Source organism: Pradoshia sp. D12 (assembly GCF_008935075.1).
GTDB lineage: Bacteria > Bacillota > Bacilli > Bacillales > Pradoshiaceae > Pradoshia.
On record NZ_CP044545.1, the window covers coordinates 407,299 to 421,113 of the forward strand.

At 37.8% G+C, this 13,815-nt stretch carries 11 protein-coding genes, 1 pseudogene and 1 riboswitch; of the genes and pseudogenes, 9 read left to right on the plus strand and 3 right to left on the minus strand.

Annotated elements, in window-relative coordinates; genetic code table 11:
* Positions 1-29: 29 nt before the first annotated feature.
* Positions 30-2,408, plus strand: a complete 2,379-nt coding sequence (locus F7984_RS02080; protein ID WP_066108398.1) for a phosphoketolase family protein — start codon at positions 30-32, stop codon at positions 2,406-2,408.
* A 66-nt stretch (positions 2,409-2,474) separates the two neighbouring features.
* Positions 2,475-2,591, plus strand: a pseudogene (locus tag F7984_RS02085) (adenine deaminase C-terminal domain-containing protein); the annotation flags it as partial.
* 352 nt (positions 2,592-2,943) lie between these two features.
* Here the strand turns inward: F7984_RS02085 and F7984_RS02090 are convergent.
* On the minus strand, positions 2,944-3,243 hold the full coding sequence (locus tag F7984_RS02090) for an IS3 family transposase (protein WP_066108397.1): 300 nt from the start codon (positions 3,241-3,243) through the stop codon (positions 2,944-2,946).
* A 383-nt stretch (positions 3,244-3,626) separates the two neighbouring features.
* Here F7984_RS02090 and F7984_RS02095 point away from each other — a divergent pair, with 383 nt between their 5' ends.
* The 6 genes from F7984_RS02095 to F7984_RS02120 all read left to right on the plus strand — a co-directional run bounded on the left by F7984_RS02095 (position 3,627) and on the right by F7984_RS02120 (position 9,746).
* Positions 3,627-3,809 (plus strand): Sec23/Sec24 zinc finger-containing protein, encoded by a 183-nt coding sequence (locus F7984_RS02095; protein ID WP_066108395.1) that lies wholly within the window; start codon positions 3,627-3,629, stop codon positions 3,807-3,809.
* A 60-nt stretch (positions 3,810-3,869) separates the two neighbouring features.
* Entirely contained in the window at positions 3,870-4,115 is a 246-nt protein-coding gene (locus F7984_RS02100; RefSeq protein WP_066108394.1) for a hypothetical protein, read from the plus strand.
* Between the two features lie 731 nt (positions 4,116-4,846).
* Positions 4,847-5,986 (plus strand): BMP family lipoprotein, encoded by a 1,140-nt coding sequence (locus F7984_RS02105; protein WP_218975792.1) that lies wholly within the window; start codon positions 4,847-4,849, stop codon positions 5,984-5,986.
* 124 nt (positions 5,987-6,110) lie between these two features.
* On the plus strand, positions 6,111-7,643 hold the full coding sequence (locus tag F7984_RS02110; RefSeq protein WP_140462141.1) for an ABC transporter ATP-binding protein: 1,533 nt from the start codon (positions 6,111-6,113) through the stop codon (positions 7,641-7,643).
* Entirely contained in the window at positions 7,636-8,787 is a 1,152-nt protein-coding gene (locus F7984_RS02115; protein ID WP_140462142.1) for an ABC transporter permease, read from the plus strand. The genes F7984_RS02110 and F7984_RS02115 overlap by 8 nt, the downstream gene beginning before the upstream one ends.
* On the plus strand, positions 8,787-9,746 hold the full coding sequence (locus tag F7984_RS02120) for an ABC transporter permease (protein ID WP_139892747.1): 960 nt from the start codon (positions 8,787-8,789) through the stop codon (positions 9,744-9,746). The genes F7984_RS02115 and F7984_RS02120 overlap by 1 nt, the downstream gene beginning before the upstream one ends.
* A gap of 286 nt (positions 9,747-10,032) precedes the next feature.
* On the opposite strand, the gene F7984_RS02125 is transcribed toward F7984_RS02120, so the two are convergent.
* A complete protein-coding gene (locus F7984_RS02125; protein ID WP_139892746.1) occupies positions 10,033-10,527 on the minus strand; it encodes a DinB family protein in 495 nt (164 codons plus the stop codon).
* A gap of 466 nt (positions 10,528-10,993) precedes the next feature.
* Positions 10,994-11,098, plus strand: a riboswitch (purine riboswitch).
* A gap of 84 nt (positions 11,099-11,182) precedes the next feature.
* On the opposite strand from F7984_RS02125, the gene ade reads away from it, so the two are divergent.
* A complete protein-coding gene (ade, locus tag F7984_RS02130) occupies positions 11,183-12,892 on the plus strand; it encodes an adenine deaminase (RefSeq protein WP_066108381.1) in 1,710 nt (569 codons plus the stop codon).
* Positions 12,893-13,395: 503 nt separating this feature from the next.
* On the opposite strand, the gene F7984_RS02135 is transcribed toward ade, so the two are convergent.
* The gene (locus tag F7984_RS02135; RefSeq protein ID WP_139892769.1) at positions 13,396-13,764 is read right to left on the minus strand and encodes a hypothetical protein; all 369 of its coding nucleotides are present in this window, start codon (positions 13,762-13,764) and stop codon (positions 13,396-13,398) included.
* Positions 13,765-13,815 lie beyond the last annotated feature (51 nt).

A 13,815-nucleotide genomic window follows, 5' to 3' on the forward strand; every position in this document is an offset into this window, starting at 1 on the left:
TTGATGGGAATTGGAAGGAGATCTTATAAATGACAAACTTTGATTCGAAAGATTATTTAGCAAAAGTTGACGCGTGGTGGCGTGCTGCTAACTATATTTCAGTAGCACAAATGTATTTAAAAGATAACCCACTGCTTAGAGAATCAATTCAAGAAAAGGATATAAAAACCCACCCAATTGGGCATTGGGGGACAATTTCTGGTCAAAACTTTATTTATGCACATTTAAACCGTGTTATCAATAAATATGATTTAAATATGTTTTACATAGAAGGCCCCGGACATGGCGGTCAAGTGATGGTAGCGAATTCGTATATTGATGGCAGCTACACTGAAATATACCCGGAAATTACACAGGACGAAGCGGGTTTAAAAGAGTTATGTAAAATCTTCTCTTTTCCAGGAGGTATAGCATCACACGCAGCACCTGAAACACCTGGATCTATTCATGAAGGTGGAGAACTTGGATATTCATTAGCACATGCGACAGGTGCCATTTTAGATAATCCGGATGTAATTGCAGCAACTGTTATTGGTGATGGAGAAGCGGAAACAGGCCCGTTAGCAGCAGGCTGGTTTTCAAATGTATTTATTAATCCAGTCAATGATGGAGCTGTCTTGCCAATTCTTTACCTAAATGGCGGGAAAATTTCAAATCCGACTATCTTAGAGCGTAAATCAGATGAAGAGTTAGCGCAATACTTTAAAGGTTTAGGCTGGGATCCTATTTTTGTTTCTGGAACAGACCCGGAAGTAGTCCACCCATTAATGGCTGAGCAATTAGATAAAGCTATTGAGCAGATTAAAGCTATACAAACCGAAGCTCGCCAAGAAAAGGCTGAGGTAGCCCAACTCCCTAACTGGCCAGTTCTCATCGTTCGTACACCAAAGGGATGGACAGGCCCTAAAGAGTGGGATGGAGAACCAATTGAAGGCGGATTTCGTGCCCATCAAGTGCCAATTCCAGTAGACGCTCATCATATGCAGCACATTGATGCGTTGATTGATTGGTTGAAATCCTATCGTCCAGAAGAGTTATTTGATGAAAAAGGTGCAATTGTTGAGGAAATTCGTGAGATTTCACCAAAAGGCGATCGCAGAATGTCTGCTAATCCAATTACAAATGGCGGCATTGATCCAAAACCAATGAAGATTACGGATTGGAAGCAATATGCGATTGATACGACGAAACCTGGAGCAGTAGTCGCACAGGATATGGTGGAATTCGGCAATTTTGCAAGAGATCTAGTTCTGGCAAATCCAGATAATTTCCGGATATTTGGGCCTGATGAATCCAAATCGAATCGCTTAAACAAAGTTTTTGAAGTAACGAATCGTCAATGGTTAGAAGCCAAACATAATGATTATGATGAATGGATCGCTCCGGCTGGTCGTGTAATCGATTCACAGTTGTCTGAACATCAATGTGAAGGTTTCTTGGAAGGGTATGTTTTAACTGGGCGACATGGGTTCTTTGTAAGCTATGAGGCATTTTTGCGTGTAGTAGATTCAATGATTACCCAACATTTTAAATGGTTGCGTAAGGCTAAGGAACAATCATGGCGTAAGAACTATCCATCATTAAACTTGATTGCCACTTCAACTGTTTTCCAACAGGATCATAATGGTTATACACATCAAGATCCAGGATTGTTAACGCATTTAGCGGAAAAGAAACCGGAATTCATTCGAGAATATTTGCCAGCGGACACTAATACAATGATGGCTGTCATGGCAGAGGTTTTGAGTTCAGAAGAACTAATTAATCTGGTTGTTTGCTCAAAGCATCCACGTCCGCAATTCTATTCTGCCGAAGAAGCGGAAATTTTAGTGAAGGACGGCTTAAAAATAATTGACTGGGCATCCACTGAAATTGATGGTGAAGATCCAGATGTTATTATTGCAGCGGCAGGAACAGAGCCTAATTTAGAAGCCTTAGCTGCTGTTACAATACTAAATAAAGCATTCCCTGAACTTAAAATTCGTTTTATCAATATTGTAGATATTTTAAGATTACGCCATCCTGATATTGATCCAAGAGGTCTAACGGATGAAGAATTTGATCAGTATTTCACGAAAGATAAGCCTGTTATATTCTGTTACCATGGTTATGAAGGAATGATTCGTGATATTTTCTTTGATCGTCATAATCATAAACTATATATTCATGGTTATCGTGAAAATGGTGACATTACAACACCATTTGATATGCGTGTTTATTCTGAAATGGATCGTTTCCATGTTGCAAAAGATGCAGCTAATGCAGTATATGGTATGGGAGCAGCAGATTTCGCAAAACAAATGGATGAAACAATCAGCTTCCATCATAGCTACATTCGTGAGCATGGAGTAGATATTCCGGAAGTTATAAATTGGACTTGGGGATTAGAAAAAAAAACAGCTTATTAGAGCTTAATAAATGATTTCATAAAAACTCCCTTAGATTCAGCAACAATCTGAATCTAGGGGAGTTTTTTTGATTCATTGCTGACATTATCCTTTTTGTTCTTGCCAGTTATTCCTTCGTTAAAGCTTACAAATCAAGGATTGTTAGATGTTGATACATTTACGTTTGTGGATGTAAGTGTGTAAATTAAACGAAGAGGCCTCTCGAAAGTCTTCAATCATGCTTGAGAGGTCTGTTTCCACTTGTTTGTAGCTAAATGCGTATGAATCATTCACGTAAATTTGTTCAACAATCCATCGAATGCGGTATCTACATATGTAGTTAAGTTAGTGGGAAATTCTTTAATAATCGGGTCTTCTCCGGTATTGGCAGGATAGTAAGGTGTGCATTAATAGTACAGTCATAGATGCAAGGTTCTGGTAAATAAATTGTCCTGCTACATTGTGTTTAAACGCAATGGTACATCACCATACTGCTAAAGCTCGAATAGCTGGTCTTATCGTATTAAAGACGTGAGGTGACCTCAAAAAGTTAGAGTTATAATGAAGCAACTGGTTGGCTGGTATGAAGACGGTATTCAACCGGAATCATACCAACCAATTCTTGCTTGATGCGTTTTGTATTGTAATAGTTAATGTATTTGTTAATCTTATTCTTTAATTCTTCATAGGTACATAAAGGTTCTCCATAATACATCTCTTGTTTCAGTACGCCAAAAAAGTTTTCCGTCGGTGAATTGTCCAGGCAGTTGCCCATATGGGACATACTTTGGAATACTTGTCCATGAAGGTACTTCTGTACAACTTTGTATTTAAATGATTCGCTGTATTTAGTCAAAATAAAACACCCCTAAAGTTAGTTTTTTTAACTCTAACTTTAGGGGTGGACTTCAATGTGTCTTTCGACTTTACAAGGTTGCCCGGTTTTGCGCCAAATCGCCACAATATTGCCAGTTGTTCAGGGAAAGGAAGATGTATGCCATTGTAGAGAAGTATTTTTGCTAATGAAAATATATTAATGAACTATAGGATAGAACGAATTGAATTGAAATTATTTGATAAAATATTCAGAGAAATATTACTATAATTATATAATATATTAGTATGATTTATACTGTGTTGCTTAATTCATAGGTGCTCCATGCGCCATGCTATTACACCATATGGCATTAGGAGCATATTAATTACTTGGGGCAAATTCAGAACAAGGAGGTGGACATTATGCAGGAGAGATTTCCGGGTATCGTGTGGTTTTGCGATCGCTGCAATGCTTGCCTGAGCGAGCAGCCGGGTTTTGATGACCATCACTATGTTTGGAAATGTACAGAGTGTGGTCATAAGAATAGCATTTCTTCGGATACAATCTATGAATCTAAGGATGATTTCAGAAATTATGACGGTTAAGTACAATTGGCTTGGGATTTCTTGAGTAGACTGCTTTATAAATATAAAGGAGGGTAAGCAATGGCTAATTTAAAATTTCCAAGAAGTGGACGATTTGTTCCATTCGGTGTACTTAATAATGAATCTGATAAATCTAAAGAATTAGGCGAGTATGATGGTATCAATGATATTGAAGATATAGACGATATTGAAGAATTAGATGAGTCATTAAGTGTTTACGAAGCAGCGGAGATATGGGCTTCTCACGGGAAAGATGAAGATTATATGTTTGGTTATACTGAAGAAGAATTGGAAGATGCTCTTTAAAATACAGCACCCTGCTAGCTTTATATAGTTAGCGGGGTGTTAGGCATCTTAGGGGTTTGCATTCCATTCTTGTAGGGGAACTACATATCCTATTTTGAATAAATCGATACATAATAAGCAACCGGCCTATACTAATGATTTTTTATAAATGGCCAAAAAGAAATTGATGGGACTTCATACACATTGGTTCCAGGTCTAATTGATTCACATGTCCACATTGAATCTAGTATCCTCGGTGAAATGCGTGACAAGTCCGGGGAAATTCGGAGGAAAAGGGTTTATGGCCTGGACATACTCGGGCTATGCCTGGCCTATCCCTGATCAAAGGAAGGTCAAATGCTATTCAAGTCCATATGAAGTATGAATCAAACTCCTTCATCCCTATCCATAAAATACAAATCACATTGCCCCCCTCTTATTAGGGATATTTCGTTTTTTTGTCAATCTTATGCATGTATTCTTCTGTAATATTCGTGTTTGTTGTATTAATAGCGAATATTAATCGTTATTTTTTAAAAATCGTACGGATTTTTTATTGACGAACTTACCTCTTGTTGATATGATTGGTTTGTACTGATTAATGTTATTTTAATATAATATAAAGGCTATGACTTAAATATTTCTGCTGGGGCATTAAGAATAGTGTAAATAGATTTTTTCAGTTGGAATTGGATATGTTCTATAGCCAGAAGAAAAAATTAATAGTAAAGATGATATAGGAGGATAATATCTTGAAGCGAAATGCAAAGAAATTGGTTATGTTAGTATGTATTGCCCTACTGACTTTTGCTATGGCAGCATGCGGGAAAAGTGAAGATAAAGAATCCGGAAGTAATAAAGATGGGTTAAAAATTGCGATTGTAACAAGCCTAACTGGTGTTGACGATGGCAACTTTAACGAAAATAACTACAATGGTATTTTAAAATTCATCGAAAACCATCCAACAGCTACTGTAAAAGCTATTAAAGAAGAAACGGGTGATCCTGCTGCGGGAGTACAAGCCGTTGCTGATATCGTGGCAGATTATGACGTGATTGTAACACCTGGCTTCCAATTTGCTGGAGTTTCCAGTGTTGCTTTAGAAAATCCTGATAAGAAATTTATTTTAATTGATTCTGAGCCTACACCTGTAGGTGACCAAAAAACGTTCGATAATATTTACTCTATGACTTTTGCCGAACAAGAAGGTGGCTTTTTTGCCGGAATGGCAGCAGCACTTGAAACAAAATCAAATAAAGTTGCAGTCGTAAATGGAATTGCTTATCCATCAAATGTAAACTATCAATTTGGTTTTGAATCTGGCGTAGAGTTTGTTAATAAAAAGTATGAAAAAAATGTTGAGGTTGTTGAGTTATCTGGATATGCAGGAACTGATGTCAACGGAGTGGATGTTGGCGGTAACTATGCAGGATCTTTTGGAGATGAAGCAACAGGAAAAGTAATTGGTAATGCATTGATTAAAAAAGGTGTAGACCAAATCTTTGTTGCAGCAGGTGGAACGGGTAACGGTGTGTTCACTGCTGTTAAGGAAGCGAAAGGCGATGTTAAAGTAATTGGTTGTGACGTTGACCAATTTGATGATGGTGTAAATGGTTCTGAGAACATTGTATTAACATCTGCAGCTAAATTTATGGGCATGAACGTTGAAAAGCAATTGAATGCAATTGTTGACGGAAGCTTTAAAAGCGGAAACGTAGTTCTTCATGCAGATTCAAATTCTACTGGATTTATAAAAGAAGAAGGACGTCACCAATTATCAGAAGATACCCTTACGAAAATGAATGAAGCGTACGAGTTAGTGAAAGAAGGCGAAATCGTGCCGGCATCTAACTTTAATGGTTATACGCCAGAAAAATTCCCAGGGTTGTAATATTCATTAGAAAAGCATGATGGAATAATCGTTAGAAGTTTATCCCTTCCTGATTTACTGGATCAGGGGGAGGGTGAACTTCTAATTTTTTCCTTTCCATTTAATGTGATAAAGGAGAAGAAAGATGTCTGATTATATTGTAGAGATGAAACATATAACCAAACGATTTCCTGGAATAGTAGCGAATGATGATGTCTCTATCGGCATAAAAAAGGGAGAAATCTTCGCCTTACTTGGAGAAAATGGTGCTGGTAAATCAACGTTGATGAGTATGCTGGGTGGCATGTATGAGCCGGATGAAGGCGAAATCTATATCCGGGGTGAGAAAGTGAATATCAGCTCACCTAACCATGCGGCGAAGCTCAACATAGGGATGGTCCATCAGCATTTCAAACTGGTATCAGATTACACGATTACAGAGAATATTATTTTGGGAATCGAGCCAATCAGAAAATTTGCAGGTCTCTTTCCATATGTGGATATTCGAAATGCCAATCGAAAAATTGAAGAACTGTCCAAAAGCTTTGGCTTAGAAGTGGATCCTACGAAAAAAATAGCAGATCTGAACGTTTCCATGCAACAACGAGTGGAAATTCTTAAGGTACTTTATCGTGAAGCGGATATCCTTATTTTTGATGAACCGACTGCAGTCTTAACGCCGCAGGAAATTGAATTCTTGCTGGATATTATCAAAGGTCTACGAGACGGCGGGAAAACAATCATATTGATTACACATAAGCTAGAAGAGATCAAGAAGGTGGCTGATCGATGCGCCGTATTGAACAAAGGCAGATTGGTCGATGTCCTGGATGTAGAGACAACATCAGTTAATCATATGGCTCAATTAATGGTAGGCAGAGAGGTAAACTTTGAAGCTGAGAAACTACCTGCTGAGTTTAAAGAGGAAGTATTAAAGGTAGAGCATCTAACCGTTAAAAATGAAGATGGGTTTGAAGTAGTGAAAGATGTATCCTTTACCATTCGCAGCGGTGAAATCTTTGCCATTGCAGGGGTTGCAGATAATGGACAGGTTGAAATAGCGGATGCAATAGCTGGACTAACAAAAGTCAGCAACGGAACTATACATCTTAATGGCAAGGATATCACGAATGAAACAATAAGAAGCAGAACAGAAGCAGGTATATCGTATATCCCTGAAGATAGACAAAGCTTTGGCTTATTTTTGGATTTCGATTTAGCTACTAACCTAGCATTAAAGCAGTATTATAAGGAGCCTTTTTCTAGTAAGTGGATGCTAAATAAAGAGGAATTCGAGCGATCTGGCAGTGAGTTGATTGATAAATATGATATTAGAAGCGGACAAGGCGTCAAAACGCAAGTTCGTTCGATGAGCGGCGGTAATCAGCAAAAAGCCATTATTGCTCGAGAAATCGAATTACAATCACCTCTTATGATCTTCGTTCAACCAACACGGGGAGTAGATATTGGCGCAATCGAAAATATCCATAAGATGATCATTCAGGAACGTGATCGTGGAAAAGCGATTCTCCTTATATCATTGGAGCTAGATGAAATTATGAATGTAGCAGATACGATAGGAGTTATCTATAATGGCCAACTTCAAAAGATTGCTAGCAGAGAGTCATTAACGACCAATGAAGTCGGTGAATATATGATGGGGGCAAAGCATGAGTAAAGATAGAAAGAGTAATAACTTACGTAGTAGTCTTATTCGGCTAATAAATAATGAGAAGTGGCAATCAATCTCCATTCCATTAGTCGCCATAATTATAAGTTTTATTGCGGCAGCTATTGTCATACTTTTAATGGGTAAAAATCCTTTGCAGGCGTTCTACAACTTATTCCAAGGGGCAGGAATTTTACCGAAGCCATTTTATGCTGGCTATAAAAGCATGCTGACTGATTTCATGAGTTTGCTGAACGCGATGACGCCGCTGTTATTTGCGAGCTTGGCAGTTGCTGTCGCATTTAGAGCGGGTCTATTTAATATTGGGGTTGCCGGTCAAATGCTCGTCTCTGGTTTTTTTGCGACGATTATTGTCGGCTACAGTGGCTTGGATGCGGTAATCGCAAAGCCGCTTGTTTTACTGATTGGTATAGTCACCGGGGGACTAATGGGAGGATTAGTTGGGTGGCTCAAATATAAATTTAACATCAATGAAGTCGTATCTACGATTATGTTGAATTATATTGCTCAATATGTCATCAGCTTTTTTATTCAAATGTATTATATTGATCCAGTCTCAAGGCAATCTAAATATATTTCTGAAGCAGCAAGATTAACATTGGCGAATGTTGAAATAGGAAATCTGAAAATGGATATTCCGTTAGGCTTTGTTTTGGCCATCATTACCGCTATTCTAATAAAGATTCTCATGGACAAAACGGTTGTTGGATTTGATATTAAAGCGGTAGGCTCCAATCGTAATGCTGCAAAATATGTGGGAATTAATGTGGGAAGAAATACAGTCCTGGCAATGGTTATATCGGGTAGTTTGGCTGGACTTGCAGGTGTCACATATTATTTAGGTTATTACGCTTCTATACAACCAAAGGTATTATCAGACATCGGCTTTGATTCCATTGCTGTAGCCCTATTAGGAAACTCTCATCCAATTGGTGTTATTTTTTCTTCCTCACTCATATCAATCATTGATCAGGGAAGCACATATATGAGTTCACAGGCAGGAATCAGACAAGAAATTTCTTCTGTGATCATCGGGTTGATCCTATTGTTTAGTGCATGTGGTGTATATCTGAAGTATAAAATTAGCCGCATGAATGAAAAAGCAGCGGAACGAAAGGAGAGTAAATCATAATGGATACAGTACTTATTGATGGTCTATCCTTTGCTTTGCCTCTTTTTATTATAGCAATTGGCGGTATATACAGTGAAAAGAGTGGTATTACCAACTTAGCACTTGAAGGATTTCAAGGTTTTGGGGCATTCATCGGGGCGCTGTCAGCTGTATTAATCGCAAATGCCTTTGGTACAGATATTCAAGATTTGTTTTACGTAGCGTTACTATTTGCCATGATCGGCGGAATGGTTTTCGCAGTTATTCACGCTGTACTATGCATTAAGTTTAAGGCAAACCAAGTTATCAGTGGTGTCGTCATTAATATACTGGCGTTGGCTTTAACAACATTCTTAACGACACAGATCAATGCGCTTGTCTTCGGAACTGCTTCGGACAAGTTCCAGTTAGGTGTCATGGAGCGGTTTACTATTGCTGGTTTAGCCGATATACCAGTAATAGGTGCAATCTTTACGAATGTGTATCCGTTTGAAGTAATTATCATCGCGATTGCCATTTTTGCTTGGTATCTTTTATATAAAACAAAGTTCGGCATGCGCTTAAGAGCGTGTGGGGAAAATCCTCATTCCGTTGATGCAGCAGGTGTAGATGTTGCGAAACTCAGGTTTACAGCAGTCTTAATATCAGGTCTATTATCTGGTCTGGGCGGCATGTGTTTTGCCTATTCCATTTCAGCTAACTTTTCTTCCAGCATTTATATGGGATATGGGTTCTTAGCCATTGCCGCATTAATTTTCGGTAATTGGAAGATTGTCCCGACGCTAGCTGCGTGTCTTTTGTTTGGTTTTGCGAAATCTGGTGGAGCTTTTATTGCTCAATCAATGGCATTGCCAAGCAGTTATACTGATTTATTTATGATATTGCCGTATGTATTAACATTATTGTTATTAATCTTCTTTTCTAAATCAAACCGTGCTCCGAAAGCGTTAGGTGAGATTTATGACAAAGGAAAGAGATAAATAAATTTACTAAGCAGTTTCCATGGGCTAACATGTTAAATTTGGTTGACGCAACGTGTGAGTATCGATAAATTACGGTCTAAGATAATGCACACTCTTATCGTGCGTCGACATAAGGTGGAAATATACCTAGTGTGTGGACATACAGTCCACATGTGGATAGTGTAGCAAAGCTTATAATGAAAAAGGCAGCAGCCCTCATTGGGGCGCTGCCTTTTTAGGTTTCTTACAATGAATTTACAAAGCTGGATTTAATGTGAATTGTCTTATCTGATTGTCAGGTTACCTACCAAATGCTATCCCAAGAGGATTGCAACTTTCGCAATAGAACAATTTGGCCGATATGATACGAATCGTGCATCATGATATTGCTGAGTAAACGCTCAATAGAGTACCTGTTAGCTGCATACAAAGTTTTTAGCTTTTCATCCTCAAGGTCCGCCGCAATGACCGTTTTTAATTTACTCATGACTTCATTAAGGCGCTGCACTGTCTGGGCCCATCTGATTTCGTCTTCTGGATCCCCTGGATTTCCAAAGGTTTCTTCATTGTTTTCTGGCTTATGCGGATTCTCAGTTCCCTTAATTCGGTGGATTACATCTTCATTCCAAAATATCAAGTGATTGACAATTTGCCAAATCGAATTGCTGTTTTCCGAACTTCTCCATGCCGCCTCAGCTGCAGTGACTCCATGAAGTGCCTGATTCATGGAAGCAAACCATTCATTCTCATGGCAGTGCATGTCGAGTTGTTCTAAAAACACTTTAGTTACAACTTGCATACAACCAATCTCCTCTCTGTTTGGGATAATTTAAAGTAAAAATCTGACAATAATAATCCTATAATCTATTTAACAAAAAGCCACTCATACGCATAAAATAACCATCATTTTGGACTGTTGGCTATATAAGGACGAATATATTCTCAATAAAATGCTCTATACATTTATATTGAGAATACAACCAAACTATAATACTCTGACTTTATTCGGCGCATCCAGCATGTATTCCTTCCACATAACAAATAAAGTTCTTATATATGGGATAGGTAGGCTATGCTTAACAAATTCCTCATAAACCTACGATTATTCCTGGTGATAAAAGCTATTGATCCCATACCAGGAAGTTTAAGATTAAAATAATAAGGTAAATGCTTCTTTTCACAAAAATAAATTTAGTAAAAATATTTTCATTGACTATCACTGCATGCGTTGTTAGAATGCAAAAAAGGTTTACGAAATAAAAACAACTAAATTATAAAAATAAACTCGTATAATCTTGGAAATATGGTCCAAGAGTTTCTACAAACTAACCACTTTAATTAGTTCGTCTACGGGAATAGATACGTACAGAATGTATAGTAAACTGCTATATTTTATTTATACATCCTTCTACTTTCTTATTTTTCCCGCCGAGCAAAAAATGAGGAGGAATAAGATGAAAACCCCAAAACAAATCAAATCCCAAATACTAGCGGCAAGAAATATCAGTTTACCTGAGTTAGTTATTAAAAATGTTCAATTAGTAAATGTGTTTACGGATGAAATGGAGCGTGCAGATGTTGCCATTCATAATGGTAAGTTCGTAGGTATCGGCCACTATAATGGTAAAAAGGAAATCGATGGCACTCCATATACAATGGTTCCGGGTTTAATTGATTCACACGTCCACATCGAATCTAGTATGCTTTCTCCTTCTCAATTTCAAAAAGCTGTTTTACCGCGAGGGATTACAACTATTATCACAGATCCTCATGAAATAGCTAATGTCCAAGGATTAAAAGGAATAGAATGGATGTTGCAGGACAGTGAAAACTGTCTATTGAATTATCGCTATCAACTGCCGTCCTGTGTCCCGGCAACTTCCTTTGAGGACAATGGAGGGACTCTGACGGCTGAGGATCTTGCGCCGTTTTATAATCATAAGCTTGTGCTTGGCTTGGCGGAAGTGATGGATTTCCCTGCAGTATTATCTGGTCAGGAAGATATAATGGCAAAGCTGTCAGGGGCAATGATCAACAATGTTCCGATTGACGGACATGGTGCCGGTTTAAGCGGAAAAGATATTAATGCCTATTTGACAGCGGGTATTACAACGGATCACGAATGCGTAAAACCAGAGGAAATGATTGAACGCGTCAGACGAGGTATGTATGTGATGCTTCGCGAAGGCTCTGCTGCCCGCAATCTTCATGATTTGTTAGCCGGCTATAGTAAAGAGCTTTCACATCGTTTAATGTTTTGTACAGATGATAAGCATATAGATGATCTATTGGAAGAGGGAAGCATTGATTATCATGTACGTGAATGCTTAAAGGCTGGAATCGATGTATATTCTATTATGAGAATGGCATCTCTTAATGCATCTCAATGCTATAATCTAAAAGGAAAAGGGGCAATTGCGCCTGGCTATGATGCTGATTTTATTTTATTGAATGCCATTGAAGGCTTTGATATACATTCTGTTTGGGTAAACGGAATCCGTTACGAAGAAGATAACGAACAAGAGAAAGAAGCGTCTTTTGAAAATACCGTTATATTGGGAAGCTACTCAAAAGAGCTTTTGCGTCTGTCATTGACTACTGATATAGCGAGGGTAATTGAAATTATTCCTAATTCGATTGTGACGAAAAAAGCGCAATACAAGGTACCGGTTGTCAATGGCCTGTTTGTGCCAAGTGAAGAAGAGGATTTCGTGAAAATGGCTGTAGTCGAAAGACATAAAGGTACAGGAAGTGTAGGAGTCGGTATTGTAAAGGGCTTCCGTCTGCAAAAAGGAGCTATTGCTACAACGATTGCTCATGATTCGCATAATATTATCTGCATCGGAAAGAATGATGAAGATATGGATGTCGCAATCAGGGAGCTTGAGAAAATTGGCGGAGGTATTTCAATTGCTTGCAATGGAGAGACAATCGCTTCATTATCATTGCCTGTGGCAGGATTAATGACAACTATCTCACCTGAAGAATTAAATAAGCAATACAGCCAGTTGCTGATTGCACTGTCATCACTTGGAATTACGGATGAATTCTCACCTTTACTAACATTATCCTTTTTGGCCTTGCCAGTTATTCCTTCGTTAAAGCTTACGAATCAAGGATTGTTTGATGTTGATACATTTACGTTTGTAGATGTAAGTGTATAAATTAATCAGAGGGGCCTCTCTAAAGTCATCAATGATTTTTGAGAGGCCCTTCTTTGTTTGTGCTAGTGCGTATGAATCCTCCCCAGTAAATTTGTTTAAAAATATCCATTGGATGGAGCACCTGTATGTATAACTAATTCAGTGAAAAAGTGTCGCAAAGCTTATTGAAATGAGGCAGTATCCCTGCGTAATAAGGGCGCTACCTTTTTATATTTGAGAATGCAGTGATTATTGGATAACTTTATAAGGTGGATTCGACAAACCTAGTGTAAGCACATACCCTTCTGCAGCATCAATCAATAATGTAATAAAAGTCTTTTTGTTTTCCATCTTGTAATATCTCCTTTGTATACTTCATTTGATAGTTTTATCTTACCTATTTGATGTTTGTGAATTGCAAAAGAAATGTTTACTAAATGTTAAAATGAAAAAATATTATCTATATATAAAAGAATCCTATAAACGATTACCGTTTATAGGATGTTCTACTTCCCTTATGAAATCTATTTTAATAATTCCTCGCTTAAAGACAGTATCTTTGGTGCTAGTTTCTCTCGTTTTCTTTTTGTTATTTTCACATATATGGGATAGGCAACGCTTATTAGCACAAGTCCTAAAAAACCTATGATTATTCCTGGTATTAAAAGCTGTTCACCCCATACTAGACAGCAGCTCATACCTATTCCAAACAATAATGTTCCTATAAGGCCTGACATAATGGCCAAGATTGTTCCTGGTCTTTCTGCACTTTTATCCAAATTTCGTAACTGTTCGAATGGATCATCTTCCTTTTTCATATATTTCTTTTTAATAGCTTCTATTTCTGCCTGCCTTTTTGCAGAATATATATACTCAAATTTACTATTTTCCATCATTGTCCTCCATTTCTGATTTATATTTACGCATAAGACAATATTTCTATA